This window comes from Pyxidicoccus sp. MSG2 (assembly GCF_026626705.1).
Taxonomy (GTDB): Bacteria; Myxococcota; Myxococcia; order Myxococcales; family Myxococcaceae; genus Myxococcus.
The window spans coordinates 4,120,904-4,143,424 of sequence record NZ_JAPNKC010000001.1; the positions used below are offsets into that span (position 1 = coordinate 4,120,904).

The 22,521-nt window shown below is 70.8% G+C and carries 15 protein-coding genes and 1 tRNA gene; 9 read left to right on the forward strand and 7 right to left on the reverse strand.

What is annotated here, in order from left to right; all coding sequences use genetic code 11:
- Positions 1 to 23: 23 nt before the first annotated feature.
- The 3 genes from OV427_RS15600 (at position 24) to OV427_RS15610 (ending at position 6,000) form a co-directional block, all read left to right on the forward strand.
- Complete coding sequence (locus tag OV427_RS15600; protein ID WP_267856905.1) at positions 24 to 4,247, forward strand: DEAD/DEAH box helicase family protein; 4,224 nt, start codon at positions 24 to 26, stop codon at positions 4,245 to 4,247.
- An 86-nt stretch (positions 4,248 to 4,333) separates the two neighbouring features.
- The gene (locus OV427_RS15605; RefSeq protein WP_267856906.1) at positions 4,334 to 5,095 is read left to right on the forward strand and encodes a hypothetical protein; all 762 of its coding nucleotides are present in this window, start codon (positions 4,334 to 4,336) and stop codon (positions 5,093 to 5,095) included.
- On the forward strand, positions 5,092 to 6,000 hold the full coding sequence (locus OV427_RS15610) for a type VI immunity family protein (RefSeq protein ID WP_267856907.1): 909 nt from the start codon (positions 5,092 to 5,094) through the stop codon (positions 5,998 to 6,000). Before OV427_RS15605 ends, OV427_RS15610 begins: the two co-directional genes overlap by 4 nt.
- Before the next feature lie 8 nt (positions 6,001 to 6,008).
- On the opposite strand, the gene OV427_RS15615 is transcribed toward OV427_RS15610, so the two are convergent.
- From OV427_RS15615 to OV427_RS15630, 4 genes are all read right to left on the reverse strand, one after another.
- Positions 6,009 to 9,887 (reverse strand): DEAD/DEAH box helicase, encoded by a 3,879-nt coding sequence (locus tag OV427_RS15615; protein ID WP_267856908.1) that lies wholly within the window; start codon positions 9,885 to 9,887, stop codon positions 6,009 to 6,011.
- A 178-nt stretch (positions 9,888 to 10,065) separates the two neighbouring features.
- On the reverse strand, positions 10,066 to 10,608 hold the full coding sequence (locus tag OV427_RS15620; RefSeq protein WP_267856909.1) for a hypothetical protein: 543 nt from the start codon (positions 10,606 to 10,608) through the stop codon (positions 10,066 to 10,068).
- A 254-nt stretch (positions 10,609 to 10,862) separates the two neighbouring features.
- Positions 10,863 to 10,935: transfer RNA gene (locus tag OV427_RS15625), tRNA-Phe, on the reverse strand.
- 89 nt (positions 10,936 to 11,024) lie between these two features.
- The gene (locus OV427_RS15630; RefSeq protein WP_267856910.1) at positions 11,025 to 11,834 is read right to left on the reverse strand and encodes a sigma-70 family RNA polymerase sigma factor; all 810 of its coding nucleotides are present in this window, start codon (positions 11,832 to 11,834) and stop codon (positions 11,025 to 11,027) included.
- A gap of 119 nt (positions 11,835 to 11,953) precedes the next feature.
- Here OV427_RS15630 and nhaR point away from each other — a divergent pair, with 119 nt between their 5' ends.
- On the forward strand, positions 11,954 to 12,853 hold the full coding sequence (gene nhaR, locus OV427_RS15635; RefSeq protein ID WP_267863428.1) for a transcriptional activator NhaR: 900 nt from the start codon (positions 11,954 to 11,956) through the stop codon (positions 12,851 to 12,853).
- An 18-nt stretch (positions 12,854 to 12,871) separates the two neighbouring features.
- On the opposite strand, the gene OV427_RS15640 is transcribed toward nhaR, so the two are convergent.
- Positions 12,872 to 14,470 (reverse strand): amidohydrolase, encoded by a 1,599-nt coding sequence (locus OV427_RS15640; protein ID WP_267856911.1) that lies wholly within the window; start codon positions 14,468 to 14,470, stop codon positions 12,872 to 12,874.
- A 111-nt stretch (positions 14,471 to 14,581) separates the two neighbouring features.
- Positions 14,582 to 14,794 carry a hypothetical protein gene (locus OV427_RS15645; RefSeq protein ID WP_267856912.1) on the reverse strand — a complete coding sequence of 71 codons (213 nt, stop codon included), beginning with the start codon at positions 14,792 to 14,794 and terminating at the stop codon, positions 14,582 to 14,584.
- A 220-nt stretch (positions 14,795 to 15,014) separates the two neighbouring features.
- Between OV427_RS15645 and OV427_RS15650 the strand changes: the two genes are divergently transcribed.
- Genes OV427_RS15650 through OV427_RS15660 form a run of 3 tightly spaced genes read left to right on the forward strand, consistent with a single transcriptional unit; the run spans position 15,015 to position 18,530 of the window.
- The gene (locus tag OV427_RS15650; protein ID WP_267856913.1) at positions 15,015 to 16,325 is read left to right on the forward strand and encodes a glycosyltransferase; all 1,311 of its coding nucleotides are present in this window, start codon (positions 15,015 to 15,017) and stop codon (positions 16,323 to 16,325) included.
- Position 16,326: 1 nt separating this feature from the next.
- The gene (locus OV427_RS15655; RefSeq protein ID WP_267856914.1) at positions 16,327 to 17,694 is read left to right on the forward strand and encodes an NfeD family protein; all 1,368 of its coding nucleotides are present in this window, start codon (positions 16,327 to 16,329) and stop codon (positions 17,692 to 17,694) included.
- Positions 17,691 to 18,530: a slipin family protein gene (locus tag OV427_RS15660; protein ID WP_267856915.1), complete on the forward strand. Its 840-nt coding sequence runs from the start codon at positions 17,691 to 17,693 to the stop codon at positions 18,528 to 18,530. Before OV427_RS15655 ends, OV427_RS15660 begins: the two co-directional genes overlap by 4 nt.
- A 16-nt stretch (positions 18,531 to 18,546) precedes the next feature.
- Here OV427_RS15660 and OV427_RS15665 read toward each other — a convergent pair whose 3' ends face one another.
- A complete protein-coding gene (locus OV427_RS15665; RefSeq protein WP_267856916.1) occupies positions 18,547 to 19,032 on the reverse strand; it encodes a DUF2721 domain-containing protein in 486 nt (161 codons plus the stop codon).
- A gap of 206 nt (positions 19,033 to 19,238) precedes the next feature.
- Between OV427_RS15665 and OV427_RS15670 the strand changes: the two genes are divergently transcribed.
- A complete protein-coding gene (locus OV427_RS15670) occupies positions 19,239 to 19,745 on the forward strand; it encodes a MerR family transcriptional regulator (RefSeq protein ID WP_267856917.1) in 507 nt (168 codons plus the stop codon).
- A complete protein-coding gene (locus OV427_RS15675) occupies positions 19,742 to 22,414 on the forward strand; it encodes a VIT domain-containing protein (RefSeq protein WP_267856918.1) in 2,673 nt (890 codons plus the stop codon). Before OV427_RS15670 ends, OV427_RS15675 begins: the two co-directional genes overlap by 4 nt.
- Positions 22,415 to 22,521 lie beyond the last annotated feature (107 nt).

Here is a 22,521-nt window from a genome sequence, read left to right on the forward strand (position 1 = left end):
AGTGGCTGGGCTAGGGTGACGATGTGTCGTCTCCCTTCCTGTCGATTCCTGAATCCCAGTGGGTTGCGTCCAACGCGTTTGCCTTCGCCATCCGGGACAGGTTTCCCGTCAGTCCCGGACATACGCTGGTGATTCCCCGGCGGCTGGTGGCCACCTGGTTCGAGGCCACCGCCGAGGAACAGCGCGCCCTCTTCGAACTGGTGGAGGTGGTGCGGCGCGGGCTGGAGGCTGAGCTCCATCCGCACGGCTACAACATTGGAATCAATGTAGGCGCGGCGGCCGGACAGACGGTGTTCCACCTGCACGTGCATGTCATTCCGCGCTTCGAGGGAGACATGGCGGACCCCCGCGGCGGCGTCCGGCACGTGATTCCGGGCAAGGGCAATTACCTCACCGGGCAGGCGAAGCCACTGGCTACAGGGGGCCAGGAAGACCCCTTCCTGACGCACCTGGAGCCGCTGTTCTCGAACGCGATGGAGGTCGCGGTGCTCGCGGCCTTCGTCCAGGACAGCGGATTGGAAGTGCTGCGCGAGTCCGTGGATGCAGCCCTGGCCCGAGGCGCCAGCGTGCGAATCCTCACGGGCGACTACCTCGCCATCACCCAGGCCGACGCGCTGCGGCGGCTGCTCGACTGGATGGATGAGGACACCGCCCTCCAGCGTGAAGGGCGAGGCCGGTTCGAGGCACGAGTGGTGGAGGTGGAGAAACAGGGCGTGCCCTCGTTCCATCCGAAGTCCTGGCGCTTCCAGGGCAATGGATTCGCAGTGGCCTACGTGGGGTCGAGCAACATCTCCCGGGCCGCACTGAAGACAGGCATCGAGTGGAACCTCCGCCTGGAGAAGGACCGAGACCCACGAGCGTGGCAGGAGGTGGTCAACGCCTTCGAGGGCTGGTGGATGCGAGCCTCCCCGCTGGAGGCGGAGTGGGTGGAGCGCTACGCACTCCGCGCCAGGGATGCGGCGCGCGCGCTACCGGCAGGCGAGCTGGAAGCGGAGCCAGCGCTCCCCAGGCGCGAGCCTCATGCCTTGCAGCAGAAGGCCCTGGAGGAGCTGGCGCGCAGCCGGAGGGAGGGGCGCCGCCGGGCGCTCGTCGTCCTGGCGACGGGACTGGGGAAGACCCTGCTCGCCGCGCTCGACGTGGAGGCGTTCGGGAAGGGGATGGAACGAGCACCGCGAGTCCTCTTCCTCGCGCATCGGGAGGAGCTGCTCGTCCAGGCGGCGGAGACCTTCCGGCGGCAGTTGCCAGCACTGCGCTTCGGTTGGTGTGTCGGTGAGCGTTCCCAGCTCACGGGAAACGTGGTCTTCGCGTCAGTGCAGAAGCTCTCTCGCCCCGAGCTGCTCCAGCGGCTTCGGGAAACGGCGACGTTCGACTACGTCATCGTGGACGAGGTGCATCACGCCGCGGCGGCGAGCTACCGGGCCATCCTCGCGTGTCTGGAGCCGCGGTTCCTGCTGGGGCTCACGGCGACCCCCGAGCGCGCGGATGACGGGGATGTGCTCGGACTCTTCGATGACCATCTCGCCTGGCGCTCGGACCTCGGAGAGGGAATCCAGGCAGGACTGCTCGCACCGTTCGCGTACTTCGGCCTGAAGGACGCGGTGGATTACGACAACATCCCCTGGCGGAACCGGCGCTTCGACCCCGAACGGCTTGCCGAGGCCGTGCAGACAGAAGCACGCATGCAGACGCTGTGGCGCGCGTGGCGGGAGCACAGCGCGAGCCGCACCCTGGTGTTCTGCTGTTCGGTGAACCATGCCCATTACGTCCAGCAGTGGCTGGGGCGGCAGGGTGTACGCGCGGTCGCGGTCTACGCGGGCGCGGGCTCGGCGGACCGGGCTCAGTCGCTCCGGCAGCTCGCCGAGGGCACGCTGGACGCGGTGTGCGCGGTGGATTTGTTCAACGAAGGAGTCGACGTCCCGAGCATCGACCGGGTGGTGATGCTGCGCCCCACGGAGTCGCCGGTGGTGTTCCTCCAGCAGCTCGGCCGGGGGCTGCGGAAGTTCGAGGGCAAGGAGCAGGTCACCGTCATCGACTTCGTGGGCAATCACAAGGTGTTCCTCGACCGGGTGCGCACGCTGCTCGCGCTGGGACGAAGCCCGGTGTCGCTGCGCGACTTCCTGGTGGACGGCAAGGAGCCCGAGCTACCCCCTGGATGCGCCGTGCAGGTGGAGCTGGAAGCCAAGGACCTGCTCAAGCGACTGCTCCCTTCCGGAGGCTCGGAGGTCGAGCGCGTCTACCGGGAGCTTCGAGACGCACGCGGAGCACGTCCCACCGTGGGCGAGCTGTACCGGCGAGGCTCGCCCCCTTCGACCCTGCGCAAGGCCCACGGGAGCTGGTTCCACTTCGTGAAGAGCGAGGGGGACCTCGAGGAAGGTGAAGCCCGCGCATTGGAGAAGGGGCAGGACTGGTTCGAAGAGCTCGAGCTCACCGCCATGAGCAAGTGTTTCAAGATGGTGCTGCTGGAGGCACTGCTCGAAGCAAACGCCCTGGAGCAGGGGATGGCGTTGCCTGAGCTGGCGCGACGAAGCCTTGCCATCATCCAGCGCTCCCCCGAGTTGCTCCAGGACCTGGAGGGCGTAGAGGCACTGGACGACCCTCGCAACCCGAGCGCCGCGAAGTTCCTCGCCTACTGGAAGGCGAATCCCATCAAGGCCTGGACCCAGGGCAGCAACTGGTTCCGAGAGGAGGAGGACCGGTTCGTCCCTCGGCTCCCGATTGAACCTGGCATCAGACCGTCCTTCGAGGAGATGACCCTCGAGCTGGTGGATTACCGACTCGCGCAGTACCGGCGTCGACGGCAGCCGCAGACGGAGGGAACGGCGTTCGAGGCCAAGGTCTTCTCGAACAAGCGAGACCCCATCCTCAAGCTTCCGGACCGGGACAAGCGCACGGACCTCCCGCTGGGGCCCACGGACATTCGGCTTCCGGATGGCGGCATCTGGCGCTTCGACTTCGTGAAGATCGCCATCAACGTGGCACGGCCACCCGGGTCTCAACGCAACCAGCTCCCTGACCTCTTGCGGCAGTGGTTTGGTCCCACCGCGGGCATGCCGGGCACGGCCTTCCGTGTTCGCTTCACCCCAGGGCCAGACGGCTGGTGGGTGGAACCGTTGCAGGCGGAGGTGATTCCATTCACGCGTCCCGGAACGCTGGTGGCCTTCCCCAGCCTGAAAGCAGCCGCCGGTGCGGTGGACGCCGCGGTGTCGCTGGCGAGCGCACCGGAAGCGGAGCGCGTCCGGCTGCCAGTCCAGGCACGCGGTGAAGGACTGTTCGCGGTGCGGGCCTTCGGCGACTCGATGCAGGGGGGAGAGCAGCCCATCCGGGACGGCGACTGGCTGGTCATGCGCTACGCGCGAGCGGCTGGCGCGGGCTCCGTGGAGGGGAAGGTCGCCCTCGTGCAGGTGCCGGACTCCGCAGGCTTTGGCTATCAAATCAAACGGCTCGTGCGCGTCGAGGGGCGATGGATTCTTCGCTCTGACAATCCAGAGCGCCCGTCCTTCGAGGCGGGCAAAGAGGTGGTACCCATCGCCCTGCTCGCGGAGGTCGTTCCACCCGAGCGAATGGGCCCGGAGCGTGGGACTCCACTTACGGATGAGCAGCTCGAGGAGCACTTCGGTCTGAGCGCAACGCCCAGGACGGGCCGCCATGAAGGGCACCTGTTCCTGTGCATCACGAAGCAGGGAGTACTCACAGAACCAGACGCCCTCGACGTGAGAATCGCGGACCGTCGCCCTGCGGAAACCGCCTTCGTGCTGACGCGAGACACTCCTCAGAATCCTTGGCGATACTGGGGTGTGGCTCACTGGCAAGAAGACAAAGGCCAATGGACTCTTGCGGAACCAGTGGACCATGACACCTGGCGTGCATTGGGGCACGGACGCGGCAGCTCGAGACGGCTGCCCGACAAGGCAACACCCCAGGCGGCAGCATGGGTCGACCGCTTCCTCGCGGAGAATCCGCCGGGCCGACTCATCGAACACAGCGGGAAACGGTGCCGTTTCGTAGGCAGGGCTCCAGCAGGAGGGCTGCGTATCGACGGTGGACAGGGTGGATTCGCGGAGCGGACGGTCAGCCTCACCGACCTCGCATGGGCGCTTGTGGCACAGCAGAAGGCACGTGACTCCGGCGGCGCGCTGGATGAAGCGCTCGTGAATCGGCTGCGCTACCTTGAAGGCACGCCCAAGGAGTCCACCCGGTGGATTGATACCGGCTGGGCCTTGTACCTCCTAAGAGCATTCGCCTCCTGACCGTGCCTCCAACACGCCGTAAACCTCACGAACAGAAGGCCATGCCGCTCACCTGCTCCTGGCGCTGGTGGATACCTGCGGGATGCGTGCTCCTTGGAGGATGTGCAGGCACGCCCAACCAACGCCGTGCCGAGCCCTACCGCTTCGACACGGTGTCCAACTCCTGCCGGCAGAGCCCCGCCAACTGCGCGGCACTCGCTGGAAAGGAAACGGTGGGCACCACCCTGGCCGCGGCGGCGACCACGGGCTACGTGGTGGTACGCGCGCTGGAGGACCCCGCCAGGGACCTCGTCGAAGCGATACTGGTCGAGTGCGCCGACCTGGCGCGCTCCGAGGTCCTGCTCCGCCATCGCCGGGACTTCGCGGCGCAGAGCCCCACGAGAGAAGAGTGCAACCAGCAAGTGAGGGACGCGACGGGCAGGCGTGTCAACCGGGCCGCGCTGCTCGGCACGGAGATGCACCTGGTGGCACTCAGGTGTGCGAAGGAGCGGCTGGGCATGCTCCGGCCTGGGGGCTTCAGCCTGGAGCCGCACTACCGCTACGACTCGGAATCTGGAAGGACGACGCACATTCCCGAGAAGGATGTCGCGGCGCTACGGGAGTCCGGCAATGCGTCGGAGCTGTGGGGGACGCTCGCTCCAGATGTCGTCATCCATGCGGGGAGTCCCTTTCAAATCCAGGCGGTCTATGACTTCAAGTTTCCCTGCTTCCATCTGGATGGCATGCCTCGTTGGGACACATACCCACCAGAGCATCCGCACCAGAAGCTCAATCAAGGGCAGCTCTATAAAGCAGCCTTGAGAGTGCCACCCCTGCGTGTCGCTCCCAGGATAGGAGTCGAACGATGAACAGGCCTCCTCCCCGGATTCGACTCCGGAAACCCAACGGCGTTCCCATCGCGCGCGACGCCCTGAGCATCAACCTCTACATGCGCCATCCACATCGAGAGGTGGCTCCCGCGCTCCTGCGCTCCATCGACCGCTACCGGCGTGCACTGGGCAGCGATGTCCTCAGCGACTACTCATTTGAAGGATGCGGTTGGGATGAGCTCGACGACTCCGGCTGGGAGCGCCTTCGCAGAGAGGTGCTCGAGTCCCCAGGCCCCATCCTTGAGTTGATGGATACGACGAGCGGAGAGCAGCGATTTCGCCTCGACTACTTCGGCTCCTACGGCGCGCTCATAGGTCCCCCCACAGAGGGGCCGACGACGGTGTGCGCGGTCAGCTTCTGGCTGCCCACCGAGTACCTGGAGGAGCACGGGCCGGGGCACGTGCGCGAGCTGGCGCTGGAGCTGGCCGCGCCCCTGCCCTTCTGCTCCGGCCACGCGGGGCTCGCCTTCAATACCGGGCAAGACCTGCTCTACGCGAAGCCCGAGCTGCGCAAGCTGCTCTTTCTCCACCCGGGCATGGATGCCCCCAGGCTCGACACGCTCGCGCTGCATCTGGGTGCGAAGGTCCGCACGCCCTCCTGGCTCACCTTCCTCGGACAGCCCGTGCTGGGTGAACTCGGCGGTGCCTCCGGCCTCCGCGCCCGCCTCCACTCACCCGACATCACCGTGCAGGAAATGGAGAGCGAGCGCGTCGTCGTCACCTGCGGCCCCGAGCCGGAGGCAGGCGAAGACGGGCGCATGCCACCGGCCTACCGCGAGCTGGCGCGCGTCCTGGAGCCCTGGCTCTTCCACGAGCAGTACCTCATCGACTCCACCCTCACCGCGGATGAGCTGCGCCGCTGGGAGCGGCGCCTGCTCGACTGAGCGCCGCCTCACCCCTCCCCACCGAACCGCAGCAGGGCCAGCAACTGCTCGGGTGAGAGTGCCGCCGCGCCGTCGGCCTCGGACAGGAGGCTGTCGGCCAGCTCTCGCTTCTCCGCGTGCAAGGCGAGGATGGCCTCCTCCAGCGTCCCCTCGGACACCAGCCGCGACACGGTGACGGGCTTCGTCTGTCCAATCCGGTGCGCGCGATCCGTGGCCTGGTCCTCCACGGCCGGGTTCCACCACGGGTCCAGGTGGATGACGTGGTCGGCCGCGGTGAGGTTGAGGCCAGTGCCGCCCGCCTTGAGCGAGATGAGGAACAGCTCTCCCTCCCCACGCTGGAAGGCCTCCACCCGCGCCTGCCGCTCCGCCGGTGGCGTCTGCCCGTCCAGGTACTGCATGGACACGCCTCGCGCCTCCAGCGCCTGCCGCACCAGGGCCAGGTGCTTGACGAACTGGCTGAAGACGAGCGCCTTGCCGCCTGCGGCGCGCACCGCGTCCACTAGCTCCAGCAGTTGCTCCAGCTTCGAGGACGGCAGCGGCGAGTCCCCGTCCACCAGCCTCGGGTGGCACGCGGCCAACCGCAGCCGGGTGAGGGCCGCCAGCATCGCGAAGCGCTCCTCCGGCCCCGGCCTCTCTCCCAACCGGGCCAGCGCCGCCAGGCGCACGTCGTCGTAGAGGCGGCGCTCGCCCTCGGACAGGGAGACGGGCACCACCGTTTCGAGTCGCGCGGGCAGCTCGCGCGCCACCTGGGCCTTGGTGCGGCGCAGCAGGAAGGGCCGCACCACGCGGGCCAGCGACGCGCGGGCATGCGCGCTCCGCTCGCGCTCGATGGGGACGGCGAAGCGCTCGCGGAAGGACTCGCGGCTGCCGAGCAGTCCGGGGAAGAGCAGCGCGTAGAGGCTCCACAGCTCCGACAGGCTGTTCTCCACGGGCGTGCCGGTGAGGGCCACGCGGGCCTCGGCCTTCACGGCACGCACCGCGCGAGCCCTCGCGGTGTCCGGGTTCTTCACCGCCTGGGCCTCGTCCACGATGAGCGTCGCGAAGGCCACGCCGGCGAAGCGCTCCGCGTCGCGCACGAGCAGCCCGTAGCTGACGACCAGCACGTCACCGGGCCCCAGCGCGTCCAGCAGCGCCTCGCGCTCCGCCTCGCGGTAGGAGTGCACGCGCAGCGAGGGCGCGAAGCGCGCCGCCTCGCGAACCCAGTTGAAGCCCACGGAGGTGGGGGCCACCACCAGCGCGGGCCCCTCGCCCGCGCGGTGCAGCAGCAGCGCCAGTGCCTGGAGCGTCTTGCCCAACCCCATGTCGTCCGCGAGGCATGCGCCCGCGCCCCACTCGGCCAGCCTTGCCATCCACGTGAAGCCCTCGCGCTGGTAGTCGCGCAGCTCGGCCTTCAGCTTCCGGGGCACGGGCACCTTCCGCGCCTGTGCCTCCCGGACGCGGGTGGCCAGCCGGCGCCAGTCGGGCGGGGCCTGCACGCGGGCTCCCGCCTCCGCCAGCGCATCCAGCGCGGGAGCCGCCGCCGCGCTCACCTCCAGCCCGTGGCGCGTGGGGTGCACCAGGTCCGCCAGCGGGGCGAGCCGCTCCCGCAGCTCCTCGGTGAGGCGCATCCACCGGCCCGGCCCCAGCCGCGCGTAGCGGTGGCCCCGGCGCAGGGCCTCCAGCAGCACCGCCAGCTCCACGCGCTCTCCATCCACCTCCGCCCCGCCCTCCACGCCGAACCAATCCCGCCCCCGCTCCACCCTGACCTTGAGACGGGACATGTCCGCCCAGTGCGACACCTTCCAGGGCTGCTCCTCCCACTCCACCGTCACGGCGGGGCCGGCAAGCGGCTCCAGCGCCTCCAGCAACGCGAGCGAGGAGGCCGCGTCCTCGCGGGTGAAGCGGTGCGCGTCGGTGGGCAGGCCCAGGCGCTCGAGCAGCGCGGCGGCCTCGGCGCGCTCGGACTCCAGCTCGCGGCGGACCCTGACGCGCTGGCGGCCCCGCTGGCCGCGCACCACCGGAGCGCCCTCACCCGGAGGCTGCGGCGGGGCTTCCGGCAGCGGCCGGACGAGCACCACGCCCTCCAGGGCCTCCTCTCCCACCGCCCGCAGGCGGACGAGCAGCCCGCGCACGGGCTCCACCTCGGCGGCCTCCAGGGACTCGGGCAGGGACAGCGGGAAGCCAGCCTCCAGTCCGCCCAGGCTCGCCAGCAGCGGGCGACGCGTGGAGGCCGGCAGCCGCGAGCCGTACTCCCGCAGCGTGGCGAGCAGCGCGCGCGCCTCGGGCGGCACGGCCACCAGGGTGACTCGCGGCACCTCGGGCTGCACGAACAGCCACGGCTGCGCGGCGTGGAGCGCCAGCGGTGGCGCGTACAGGTCTTCCGGTCGGAGCGCGGCCCCCTCGACGGAGGGCCGCACACGCAGGGCTCCTCCTTCATCCTCCTCGAAGGTGAAGCCGAGCGGGGCCTCGCGAACATGCAGCGGCACGTCGGAGCGCTCCGCGAGGCGCAGGCGGGGGCTGTGCGCGAGCGCGCGCAACACCTGGAGGAGCAGCGGCCAGTTCTCCCCGCGAGAGGAGGTGAAGCCCGAGGACGACAGCGCGGAGCCCGCTTCAATCAGGGTGAGCGCCTCCTGCTCATCCGGCCGGGTGAGCGCGGCATGGACGTCGTCCCTCCAGCCCACCTGGGTGCCCTTGGAGAGTCCGCCCTTCTTCATCATCCGGTGCATGTAGGTCCGCACGGTGGGGGGACCTCCGGTGAGGACGCCCTCGAGGCGGAAGGTGATGTGCGGGACGGGCGCCGGGGCCTCGCGGGCGCGGGAGGCGAGCGACGCCTTCTCCAGGGCGGTGAGGATTTCCTGGCCGGGGACGACGAAGAGCAGCTCGGCCAGCCGCGCGTTGCCCCCCGCGGCCTGCTCCCGGCAGAGCGCATCCAGCACCGCGTCCAGCGCGGTGAGCGCGTGCACGCATTGCGCTCCGGCGTCGTGGGGGAAGCCCTGGGGACAGGGGCAGACCAGCGCCGGTCGGCCTTCGAGCAGCATGCGCGGCTCCAGACGGACGCCCGCGAAGGCGTCACCGTGCACACCGGACGGCTGCGCTTCTCCCGCCGACTCCGAGATGAGCAGCCGCAGCGGGCGCTCCTGGAGGTGCACCTCGGCCCTGACCTCCAGCGCGCGAGGGGGCGCATGGGCCCGCACGCGCTCGCGCTCCCGCTGGAGGGCGTCCACCAGGGGAGCCAGCCGCGCATCCGTGGGTGGCCCACGCGGCGCCGCGGCTGCCTCCTGCTCCAGCCCCCGGCGCACCCGCTCCACCTCCGCGAGCAGCCACGCCCACGCCGCGTCCTTGAGCGCGTCGCCGTCACCGGCTCGCAGGTAGCGGCTGGCTTCGTCGGACGTCAGGACGGAGAAGACGGAGCTCTGTGCCAGGTAGTGGAAGACGTGGTGCCGCTGGAGGGGAACGGGCAGGTGCGGCCGCAACACTCCAAGACGGGCCAGGCCCGCGTGCGCGACGTGGTGGGCGTCCAGCCATGCGCGCAGCGCCCCGGAGGTGCTGGGGCGAGCGGCATCGGAGGCGTCAGGCGGGGGACCCGGAGCGTCCCGCGTCAGGCTCAGCCAGGCGAGGCCCACGGCGACGACGTGCTTGCAGAAGAAGAGTCCCGCGAAGTCGGGGCACTGGCAGTCGAAGACGTTCCCCACACCCGTGGCGGAGAGGCGAACGAGATACGGGCCCCGGCTGCCGGCCGCGACGACTCCCTCGACGGATTCCCCCGCCGTCCGCACCGACAGGACGCGCTTGCGGACAAGCAGGTCCCTGCCCTGCGCGTAGAGGTCGGGGCCCCCTTCGTCGCGCAGCAAGCCATCGGTCAGCCACTGCCGGAGGGCGGAAGAGGACGCGAGGGATGAGTCGAGCATGTGGGACGCGGAAGCTACCTGCCGGGTCATGAGGAAGCGAGCCCTACCAGTGGGTCACTTCCTCAAACTCCGCGTCACCGCGCTCCATGTCCACCGGACGTCATCCGCGCCGTGCACGGCCCCGCGCCCCGCGAGCAGGCCGGGGAGCGGAGCGAGCCGTGGTGGGACTCCGGGATGCTCAGGCGCCGAGCACGCCGCGGAGCACTTCCTGGAAGTAGTTGATGCTGCCCGTGTGCGTGGAGAAGTGCCGGGCGGACTGGTGGAGGCGCTCGACGACGGCCTCGAACTCCGCCTGGCTGACTTCGCGCAGGGACATGTAGAGACGGACGGCGCCCTGCAGGTAGGAGAAGAGCGGGTTGCGGTCGGTGCCATCCGGGCGGCGCAGGAGGTGGCGGTAGAGCCGCTCGAACTCCTGGTCCGTCTCCGTGTTCCGGGTGGCGCGGCAGTAGCCGGCGGCCGTGGCCTCGATGAGCATGAAGAAGGGCTCGTACTCGGCGGGCGGGGCCTTGGCGAAGCTGGGGGGCTGCTTGTTGCCAGTCCACAGCTTGGAGATGGGTTGGAGGCCCACGTGCGCGAGCAGCTCTCCGTCGCGCACCTGGGCACGCTCACCCACGGGAACCACGTGCTTCCCGTCCTGCCACTCCACCGCCACGTACAGGCGGTCCGGCTGGTCCACCTTCACGCCCGCCTTCTGCAGCTCCGCCACGGCATTCGCGTCCATCTCGGTCCATCCCTCCGACGAACGCTGCGTATCAGGAGCCGCTCCGGTGCGCCACGCGGTATCCGGGGGCGCGTCGGTTGCCCGACGGGGGCTTGTGACACCCTGTCTTCAAGAACTCGACCACGAGAAGTACCTTCTCGATTCGAGCCTCACCGAGGACGAGCTGCGCCGATGGGAGCGTCGGCTCCTGGACTGAGCCATAAACGTCAAAGGCCCCCGGACTTGCGTCCAGAGGCCTCGGAATCTGCGGGAAGTGCCCAGAGCCGGAATCGAACCAGCGACACGGGGATTTTCAGTCCCCTGCTCTACCAACTGAGCTATCTGGGCGTGTGGGTCGCCGCGAGAAACAGCGCCCTCATAGCGAGCCCATCCCTCACCCGTCAACATCCATTTTGACGGGCCCGCTCGCTCTGCTCTCAGGCCGCCAGGGACATCGCCTCGCCGTCCCAGCGCGTGAGACTCGCCGTAAGCCTGCGGCGCAGCTTCGCCCGCAGCGCCTGCTCGATCTGCCGGATGCGCACCGCCGTCACCCCGAAGCGGCGGGCCAGCAGCTCCGCGCTCGCTCCCTCGTCCACCAGCATCCGCTCCTCCACCAGCGCCCGCTCCCGCGCGTCCAGCTCCGGCCAGGCCTCCTCCACGCTCTCCCGCAGCTTCACGGCCCACTCCGAGCGCTCCACCACCTGCTCCTGCGACTCCCACTCCGACTCCAGCCCCTCCAGCCGCGTCACCTCACTGTCCGGGGTCACCGGCGCATCCAGCGACACGTCCCGCCCCAGCGACTCCGCCGCCCGCGCCACGTCCTCCTCCCGCTTCCCCAGCGCCTCCGCCAGCCGCCTCGACACCTCCGGGTGACCCTCCCCCCACCGGGCCTCCAGCCGCGAGCGCTCGCGCCGCAGCTGGAACACCACCCACGGCGCACGCCCGCCCGCCATGCTCCAGTTGCGCCCCACGTACGCGCGGATCCGCGCCCGGATCCACTGGCTCGCATACACCGCGAAGGGGATGCCCCGGTCCTCGAACCGCCCCGCCGCCTCCATCAACCCCACGTTCCCCTCCCCCACCAGCTCCTCCAGGGGCAGACCCGTCCACCGGTACTTCCACGCCAACCGCTGCACCAGCTCCAGGTGCTGCCGCACCCGTGCCTCCACCACCTCGTCCGATGCCCTCGGCACCGACACCTCGAGCTCAGGGGACTCGCTGGACATGCTCTGGTTGACGGCTTCCATGGACCTCCTCCGGTCTGCTCCCCGGGGGAATCCCCGCGGAACGCAGAGAAACCTAAGGGCAGGAGGTCCATAAGAAAATGAGGTAGTTTGAACGCAATACTTAGGTTATCTCTATGAATATGAGCTGGCTCAACTACCACCATCTCCTGTATTTCTGGACGGTTGCGCGGGCGGGCAGCATCGCCAAGGCGAGCGAGGAGCTGCATCTGGCGCAGCCCACCATCAGCAGCCAGCTCAAGCTGCTGGAGGAGTCGCTCGGCCACAAGCTCTTCGAGCGACAGGGCCGCAAGCTCGTCCTCACCGACGTGGGCCGCACCGTCATGCGCTACGCGGACGAAATCTTCCGCCTGGGCAACGAGCTGAAGAACGTCGTCTCCGGCATGCCCGCCGGCCAGCAGCTCCGGCTCAACGTGGGCGTGCTCGACGTCATCCCCAAGCTCGTCGCCGAGCAGCTCCTCAAGCCCGCGCTCGAGGCCGGCCCGTCCCTGCGCATCATCTGCCGCGAAGGGCCCCTGCCCCAGCTCCTCGCCTCGCTCGCCCTGCATGAGCTGGACGTCGTGCTCGCGGACGCGCCCAGCTCCGAGCCCGTCAGCGTCCGCTCCTTCAACCACCTGCTCGGCAAGAGCGGCGTGTCCTTCTTCGCCGCCGGCAAGCTCGTGCAGCTCAAGAAGGACTTCCCCCGCTCGCTGGACGGCGCGCCCGTGCTGCTGCCCTCGGACGAGTCCTCCGTGCGCCGCTCGCTGGAGCTGTGGTTCGAGCGGCAGAACCTGCGGCCCGTCATCGCCGGGGACTTCGACGACAGCGCGCTCCTCCAGGCCTTCGGGCAGCGCGGGCACGGTGTCTTCGCCATGCCCACCGCCATCGAGGCCGAGGTGGAGCGCCAGTTCAACTGCTCCGTCATCGGCCGCACCGAAGAAATCGAGACCTGCTTCTACGCCATCACCGTCGAGCGCAAGCTGCGCCACCCCGCCGTCGTCGCCATCGCCGAGGCCGCGCGCTCGCAGATGTTCGGCGGGTGAGCCCCGCCCCCGAGCCCGTCAGCTCGCGCCCCGCGCGCGGTACACCTCCGCGCCCGCCACCACCGTGGCCACCACCTGCGCGTCCACCAGCGCCCGCGCCGGGCCCTCCAGCGGGTCGGCCGACAGCGCCACGAAGTCCGCGTCCAGGCCGGGCACCAGCCGCCCGCGCCGCGACTCCTCGAACGACGCCCACGCCGGACCCACCGTGAAGCCCTCCAGCGCCTCGGGCGCCGTCAGCCGCTCCTCCGGCCTCCACCCGCCCTCCGGCCGGCCCGCCGCGTCCTGCCGCGTGACGGCCGCGTACAGCCCCGCCAGCACGTCCGGGTTCTCAATGGGGAAGTCGCTGCCCAGCGCCAGGTGCGCCCCCGCGTCCCGCAGGCTGCGCCACGCATAGGCGCCCTTCAGCCGCTCCGCGCCCAGCCGCGCCTGGGCCCACGTCATGTCGCTGGTGCAATGCGTGGGCTGCACGCTCGCCACCAGCCCCGCCGCGCCCAGCCGCTGGATGTCCTCGAGCGTCAGAATCTGCGCGTGCTCCACCCGGTGCCGCAGCGCCTGCGTGCCCGTCTCCGCCGACGCGCGCAGCAGCACGTCCACGACCAACGTATTGGCACGGTCTCCAATGGCGTGGATGCACACCTGGAAGCCCCTCGCCATGAAGGCCCTCGCGCGCGCCTCCAGCTCCTCGGGCGGCATCAGCAGCAGGCCGCGCTGCCCGGCCTCGTCGCAGTAGTCCTCGTGCAGCGCCGCGCCCCGGCTGCCCAGCGCGCCGTCCGCCAGGAACTTCACCGAGCGCATCGCCAGCATCCGCCCCTGCCACGGGCCCTGCTCCAGGTACACGTGCCGCTCGTCACCCTGTCCCGCCGCCATCGCGTACACGCGCAGGGGCAGCTTCCCGGCCGCGTCCCACTCCTGGAGCAGGCGGAAGGCGTCCAGGTCCATGCCCGCATCGTGCACGCCCGTCAGGCCCACCTGCGCGCAGCGCTCCAGCGCCGCCCCCAGCCGCGTCTCCAATTGCACCCGCGTGGGCGGCGGAATCACCGCGGCCACCACGTCCATCGCGTTGTCCACCAGCACGCCCGTGGGCTCGCCGCGCGCGTCCTTCAGGATGCGGCCTCCGGCGGGGTCCGGCGTGTCTCGCGTGATGCCCGCGCGCCGCAGCGCTTCACCATTCACCCACGCCGCGTGGTGGTCCACCCGCGTGAGGAACACCGGCGTCGTGGGGAAGCACGCGTCCAGTTCCGCCCGCCCGGGGAACGCGCCACCGGGCCACTCGTTCTGGTCCCACCCCTTCCCCAGCAGCCAGTCACCCTGGAAGCTGGAGGCCGGAGCCTGAGACAACCGGCGCACCACCTCGTCCACCGAGGGCGCCTTCTCCAGGCGCGCCGTCGTCAGACTGCGCCCCAGCCCGTGGATGTGCGCGTGCGCGTCCACCAGGCCCGGCACCACCGTGGCCGGCCCCAGGTCCACCTCGCGCGCGCCAGGCCCCGCCGCGGCCTGCACCTCCGCGCGCGTGCCCACCGCCAGGAGTTTCCCGTCGCGCACCGCCAGCGCGCGCGCCAGCGGCCGCTCCGCGTCCAACGTCCAGACCCGCTCCGCCAGGTAGACCGTGGTCTCCACCGTGCTCCCTCCGGTTGTCCTTCGGCGCACCCGTGCCCGGGCGCCGAGCGCGAACCGTGCCCGAGCCGGGCGGTGGTGTCACGAGCGCGGTTGGAGACGCGAGCCGGAGCGCTACTCCGTCTCCGACGGGCCGCCGCTGCCGCCGTCCACGTCGGGCAGGGGCCCGACGGGCCCGGCCGGTTCGGCCGGCACGTTCTGGATGGGCTCGCGCACCTCGGTCGGGCCCTGGATGGGCTCCTGGTTCTCCGCCCCGGGTGGCTGCGTCGTCTTGCAGGCAAGCGGGATGGCGGCCAGGCACAGTGCAATGAAAACGACGCGACGCATGGAGCCTCCAATATCAGGTGGAGGGCCGAACCCTGGGAAGCACGCCCTCCAGCCACAATCTGCGGCGTGGGCCCAACGTCCACCAGCGGATGCGCGTCCCGCCAGCCAGGCCCTCGCTCCGCGCGTCCGGCACCGACCCACCACCGGAAGAGTCCGGAAGCGCTTTCGCACCATGCGCACCGTTTCCTCGGAACGCACTTCCTCCCGGGGAGCAGGGTCCATGCTGGACGTCGTGGATGTCGGCAAACGCTCACTCGCGAACTACCGCGGCGTCGCTCCCGACTGGCAGCTCGATGAGGTGCAGCACCTCGCGGAGCGCCTGCGCGGCGCGCGCTGCATGCACCTCAACGCCACCTCCTACGGCGGCGGCGTCTCCGAAATCCTGCGCTCGCTGGTGCCCCTCTACAACGACCTGGGCATCACCACCGACTGGAAGCTCATCCACGGCGACGAGGCCTTCTTCCAGGTCACCAAGCGCATCCACAACGGACTCCAGGGCGCCCCCGGCGAGCTCACCGAGAAGGACAAGGCCATCTACCTGGCCAACGCGCAGCTCAACGCCAGCCGCCTCATCAGCGACTCCGAGGACTACGACTTCATCTTCGTCCACGACCCGCAGCCCGCCGTGCTCGCCGCCATGTCCTCCCTGCGCGATTCGCGGTGGATATGGCGCTGCCACATCGACACGTCCCATCCCAACCCCAGCTACTGGGACTTCCTCTCGCCGTACCTGCGCGCGTACGACGCCGCCGTCTTCACCCTCGACGACTTCATCCCCCCGGGGCTGCCCATCCAGGACGTGCACGTCTACGCGCCCTGCATCGACCCGCTCAGCCCCAAGAATCACCCGCTGCCGGAGGCGCTCGCCAAGGACGTGCTGGAGTGGATTGGCATCCGCACCCACCGGCCCCTCGTCACCCAGGTCGGCCGCTTCGACCGGTGGAAGGACCCGCTCGGCGTCGTGCGGGCGTACCAGCGCGTGCGCCCCCATGTGCCGGACCTGCAGCTCGCGCTCGTCGGCTCGCTCGCCCTGGACGACCCCGAGGGCTGGGACGTCTACGAGGAGGTCCGCGCCGTCACCGCGGGCGACAGCCTCATCCACGTCCTCACCAACCTCGTCGGCGTGGGCAACGTCGAGGTCAACGCGCTCCAGTCGTTCTCCAACGTCGTCATCCAGAAGTCGATACGCGAGGGCTTCGGCCTCGTCGTCTCCGAGGCCACGTGGAAGGGCACTCCCGTCATCGGAGGGCGCGTGGGCGGCATCCCCCTCCAGCTCCCCGAGGGAGTCGGCGGCGTCCTCGTGGACACGATTGAAGAGTGCGCCGAGCAGCTCCTGCGCCTGCTGCGCCAGCCGGAGGAGGCACGGCTGCTCGGTGGTCGCGGGCGCGAGCACGTCCGCGAGAACTTCCTCATGCCCCGGCTCCTGAGGGACCACCTGTTGCTGCTCGACCACCTGGCCACGGTGCGGCCCCTGCCCGCGCGCGAAATCATTCCCGCCGCCTTCGCCCCTGCGGCCCTGCAGGGGGTGTGACATGCGGACGCGCTCTCAACACAGACTCCACGGGGCGGCGCTGCTGGGCGCCCTCGCCCTGGCCCTGCTCGCGGCGGCGCCCCCTTCCGAGACGCCGGTGGCATCCGCGGGCGCGCGGCCCACCGTGGCCCGCTGCGAGCTGGATGGCGTGGTGGATGCGGGCTCCGGCGGCTACCTGAAGGACTGCGTGGCGCGCGCGGAGGCGGAAGGGCACGGCGCGCTGCTGGTGCGGCTGGACACGCCGGGCGGCTCGCTGGAGTCCACGCGCGTCATCGTCCGGGCCTTCCTCGCCTCGCGCGTGCCGGTGCTCGTCTGGGTGGGGCCCTCCGGCGCGCATGCCGGCAGCGCGGGCGTGTTCATCACCCTCGCGTCCAACCTCGCGGCCATGGCCCCGGGCACCAACATCGGCGCGGCGCACCCCGTCGTCGGAATCGAGGGGCAGGACCCGGAGGCGGCGGGCGGCAAGCAGATGGCGCGCAAGGTGGAGAACGACGCCGTGGCCTTCGCGGAGGGCATTGCCCGGCAGCGCGGGCGCAACGTGGCGTGGGCCGCGTCCTCCGTGCGCGACAGCGCCAGCGTTCCCGCGGAGAAGGCCCGCGAGCTGCGCGTGGTGGAGCACGTGGCCCCCACCGAGGCGGAGTTCCTCACGTGGGCCGACGGGCGGAGCGTGGAGGTGGCGGGCGGTGACAGCGTGCGGCTGGCCACCGCGAAGGCGTCCGTCGTCACCCTGACGCCGAGCCTCTCGCAGCGCACCGTGCATGCGCTCGCGCACCCGTCCGTCGTCTACCTGCTGTTCCTCGTGGCGGCGCTGGGGCTGGTGGTGGAGATGTCGCATCCGGGCGCCATCGCGCCGGGCCTCATCGGCGGAGTGGCGCTGGTGCTCGCGCTGGTGGCGTCCTCCGCGCTGCCGGTGCGCACCGGGGCACTGGTGCTGCTGCTGGTGGGCGCGGCCCTCATCGTCGCGGAGCTGTTCGTCACCAGCGGCCTGCTGGGCGCGACGGGCGTGGTGCTGCTGGCGCTGGGCGGCCTGTTCCTCGTGGACCGCTTCGACCCGGGCTGGTTCGTGGACCGCTCCTTCCACCTGGGATGGGAGTGGGTGGTGCCCACCACCGTGGTGCTCGCGGGGGCCGCCGCCTACGTGGCGTACCGGAGCGCGCAGACGCGCCGGCTGCCGCAGCAGGGCGGCGACGCGGGCCTCGTGGGCGAGCACGGCACCGCGCTGGCCTCCGTCAACCCCGAGCAGGGCGAGGTGTTCGTCCACGGCGAGCGCTGGCGCGCCACGTCCCCCGCCCCCATCCGCCCCGGCGCGCCCGTGGTGGTGCGGCGCGTGGAGGGGCTCATGCTGTTCGTCGACGAGGTGAAGACATGATCAACATCACCGGGCTCATCGGAACGCTCATCCCCGTCGCCATCGTCCTGCTGCTGTTCCTCTCCGGGGTGCGCATCGTCAACGAGTACCAGAACGGCGTGGTGTTCCGGCTCGGGCGCTTCGTGGGGCTCAAGCGCGCCGGCTTCCGCTGGCTCATCCCCTTCGTGGAGCGCATGGTCATCATCGACCTGCGCACGGTGGCGCGCGACGTGCCCCCGCAGGACGTCATCACCCGCGACAACGTCAGCGTGAAGGTCAGCGCCGTCGTCTACTTCCGCGTCATCCACGCCGACAAGGCCGTGCTCCAGGTGGAGGACTTCCTCTACGCCACCAGCCAGCTCGCCCAGACGACGCTGCGCGCGATTCTGGGCCAGGTGGAGCTGGACCAGCTCCTCAGCGAGAGGGACCGCGTCAACCGCGACATCCAGCGCGTGCTCGACGCGCACACAGACCCGTGGGGCATCAAGGTCTCCAACGTGGAGGTGAAGCACATCGACCTGCCGGTGGAGATGCAGCGGGCCATTGCACGACAGGCCGAGGCCGAGCGCGAGCGCCGCGCGAAAATCATCGCCGCCGAGGGCGAGCACCAGGCCGCCGAGAAGCTCGCCATGGCCGCCGACGTCATCAGCCGCAACCCGGCCACGCTCCAGCTGCGCTACCTCCAGACGCTGGTGGAAATCACCACCGGCGGCAACCACACCATCCTCCCCATCCCCCTGGACCTGCTGCACATGGTGGGCCTGCACCGGCCCGTAACGGGCATGGCCGGGCGTCCGGGTGACGGCCAGGGCGCCGAGGAGGAGGAAGGGCCTTCACTCGGGGGAATGTCCTCCTGAGCCCGGGCGCGGCGCTTCAGTCGGACGGGGGCGGCTCCGACTCCTTGAACAGCTCCCGCCGCTCCAGCGCAATCGCCCGCCGGCCCAGCCGCACCGACGCGAGCGCGAGCAGCGCCATGCCCCCGAGCAGCACCACGCCCACCGAGAAGGACACCATCGGCAGCATCTCCGGAACCTCGGTGTGACGCTTGGCGAGGTACAGCATCGACGTCACCACGAAGGACAGCAGCGCCCAATAGGTGATGCGAATGGCCCGCGAGAGGATGGCGTGGCGCCGGTCCAGGATGGCCACCTGCTCTCGCAACATGGCGCGCCTCGGGTCCCCTTCTGGCAGCAGCCGCCAATCGCGCACCATCTCCCGGACGAGCGAGGACATCCGCGCAATCTGGTTGTCCAGCCCCGACACCAGGGTGCCGCAGGCCGACACCATCACCGCCGGCGTCACCGCCATGCCGATGAGCCGGATGGACGAGAAGTCCAGGCCTTCCGAGCCGCCAGTCATGCCCTCCCCTGTTCCACCCCTCCCCCCGGCGGCGCAACCCCGCCCGCCGCCGGCTCGCGGCTTCTCGACAGTAGGAGGGGCCCCATCCCGACAGTAGGACTGGCGAGGCCCGGGACGGAAAGAGCTGGAAGACCACCTGCCAGCACGACCGACAAATAGACAGTGATAACTTGACACCAAAACTGTCACCTCTTACTGTCCAGGTTGTGAGCACGCCCAAGACACAGACCGAATGGAAGTTGGCGGAGCTGGCCGAGGCGGCGGGCGTCTCGCCGCGCACGGTTCGCTACTACGTCCAGCGGGGGCTGATTCCCGCACCGCCCTTCCGGGGGCCGGACACCGTGTACGGCGAGGAGCACCTGCTGCGGCTCAAGGCCATCCGCGTCCTCCAGGCGCGGTTCCTTCCCCTGGACGCCATCCAGGTGGAGCTGCAGCGCCTGTCCGCCGACGAGCTGCGCAGGCTCGCCGAATCGGACACCACCCCGACACCCCCGACGTACGGGCCCGCGACGCCCGGCGTCATCACCGACGTGCGGGTGCTGACGCCCCCGGTGGTGGGCTCACGACAGGCGGTCATGTCACGCTACCAGCGGTGGGAGCTGGCCCCGGGGCTGGAGCTGCACGTGTCGGAGGGGGCCGACGCGAAGGTCCGGGCGCTCGCCGAGAAGGTGCGCGCCCTCATCGAAGAGTTCCAGGAAAGGGAGAGGTCATGAAGACGACGGAGCAGGCCGGGCTGTACACGCGCGAGGGCGCGCAGGTTCCCCTCCAGGGCGTCGAAGTAACGGGTGAGCTGCTGGGAGGCCATGCGCGGGTGCGCGTGCGCCAGCGCTACCGCAACGATGAGAAGCGCCCGGTGGAGGCCGTCTATACCTTCCCGCTGCCTTCCGACGGCACCCTCTCCGCCTTCTCCATGACGTGCGCCGGGCGCCGCGTGGAGGGCGTGGTGAAGGAGCGCGAGGAGGCCTTCCGCACCTACGACGACGCCGTCACCGCCGGCCATGGCGCCGCGCTCCTGGACCAGGAGCGCCCCAACGTCTTCACCGCGCAGGTGGGCAACCTCCTCCCCGGCGAGGAGACGGTGGTGGAGGTGGAGTTCCTCCAGGCCGTCACCGCCGAGGAGGGCTCCGTGCGCTGGATGCTGCCCACGCTGGTGGCCCCCCGCTACATCCCCGGCACCCCTTCGGGGGACCGCACCGGCCACGGCGGCATGGACCCGACGAGCCGCGTGCCGGACGCGGACCGCATCACGCCGCCCATCGGCGAGGTGCACTACGGCCTGCGGATGGACCTGCTGGTGGACCTGGGCCGCGAGGTGGTGGTGGAGAGCCCGTCGCACACCATCACCGTCAACCGGGAGAGCGGCACGCGGATGCGCGTGGGCTTCTCGCGGGGCGAGGTGTCGCTGGACCGTGATCTGGTCCTGAGCCTGCGCAGCCCGGACTCGAGCGCGGTGTTCACCCCGCTCGTCACACACCGCAAGGATGGCGCGGAGGCGGGCACCTTCGCGCTCACGGTGATTCCGGACCTCTTGGCCATGGCGTCCGCGCCGCCGAAGCAGGAGGTGGTCTTCGTGGTGGACGTCTCCGGCTCCATGGCCGGTGAGTCGCTGCCCCAGGCCCAGGCCGCGCTGCGGCTGTGCCTGCGCCACCTGCGCGAGGGCGACCGCTTCAACGTCATCGCCTTCGAGAGCAGCTACCGCTCCTTCAAGCCGCAGCCGGTGCCCTTCACCCAGCGCACGCTGGAGGAGGCGGACCGGTGGGTGGCGGCGCTCCAGGCCGACGGCGGCACGGAGCTGCTCCAGCCCATGCAGGCCGCGGTGCGGACCGCGCCGGACGGCGTGGTGGTGCTGCTGACGGACGGGCAGGTGGGCAACGAGGACGAAATCCTCAAGGCCGTGCTGGCCGAGCGGAAGACGGCGCGCCTGTACTCGTTCGGCATCGGCACCAACGTGAGCGACGCGCTCTTGCGAGACCTGGCGAAGCAGACGGGCGGCGCGGTGGAGTTCATCCACCCGGGCGAGCGCATCGACGACAAGGTGGTGGCGCAGTTCTCCCGTGCGCTCGCGCCGCGCGTCACCGAATTGCAGGTGAGCTTCGACGGCGTGGAGGGCACGGAGCTGTCCCCGTCCGAGCTGCCGCCCATGGTTGACGGTGTGCCCTGGACGCTCTTCGGCCGCTACCCCACGCCGGGCACCGGCAAGGTGACGCTGCGCGGGCGCTCGGGCCGTGAGCCCTTCGCGCTCACCGTGCGCGTGGACTTCCCCGCGCTGTCGGACCGGCCGGCGGTGGAGAAGTTGTGGGCGGCGGAGCGCATCCGTGGCTGGGAGGCGGCGGGGCTCACCGGCCGCCGCGCCGAGTCCATGAAGAAGCGCATCGTCGACCTGGCCGTCGCGCACCAGATTGTCACCCGCTACACGTCCTTCGTCGTGGTGGAGGAGCGCACGGCGGAGCGCCGGGCGTCGGGACAGCCGGAGACGCGCGTCGTCCCGGTGAATGCGCCGGCTGGCTGGGACATGTTCGGCACGGCGAAGCAGGAGGAGGCCGCGGACGGCGGCGCCGTGAATGTGCGCCGCCGGGGCGGTCCCCTGGGCAGGACCCAGGGGGCTGCCATGCCCTCCAGGCCCGGGGGCAGGCCGATGCCCGCGCCCGCCTCGGCCGGGGCTGCCTTCGCGCCTCCGCCTCCGCCCGCCATGGCTCCGGCACCCTCCCCCGCGAGGGCGGCGGCCTCCGTCGCGCCCATGAAGGAGATGAAGGACCTGAGCAAGTCCGCCCCCGCGAAGAAGCGGAAGGGCGGCTTCCTCTCCGGCCTCTTCGGCGGCGACGCCGAGGCGGAGCAGGGCACCTCCCTGCGGCAGTCCGTGTCAGCCCCGGAGCCCATCATGATGGAATCGGCCTACAGCCAGGACGACGACGAGCGGGAGGACACCGGGAGCAGCCTGCCGATGCTCGACGGCCTCTATGCGGCGGAGGCGCCCGCGGCCCTGTCCCGCGACGAAGGCGGCGTGGGCGTGGAGGCGCTGCTGGGGCGGCAGCTCGCCAACGGCCTGTGGGACGGCGCCGGGGCGGGTCCGGAGCCGGTGCGCCAGGCGCGCGCCACGGCGCTGGCGCTGCTGGAGCTCTTGCGCGAGGGCATCACCAGCAGCCACCCGCTGCACGGCGCGCAGGTGAAGAAGGCGGTGGAGGCGCTGCTGTCGCTCGCCGCCAGCCTTACCGGTGAGCCGCAGGTGGCGGAGCTGGCGCTGGGGGTGGCGTGGCTGGCGGCGGCGGGCCCGCGCACCCGCGGCCGAATCGAGCAGGCCGCGAAGCCGCTGTCCGGCCTCAGCGGCCGCATGGGCAACGAGGTCGCCCTGCGGCAGCACGTGGACGCGCTCGCCGCGCGCTGAAGCACCGGGGCGCGGGGGGCCCTTCCGGGCCACCTGACGCCTCGCGTCCGCGGGCCCCGGCCCCTTCGCACGGAGTTGCGCGAGGGGGACGGGGTCCTCGCATAGAG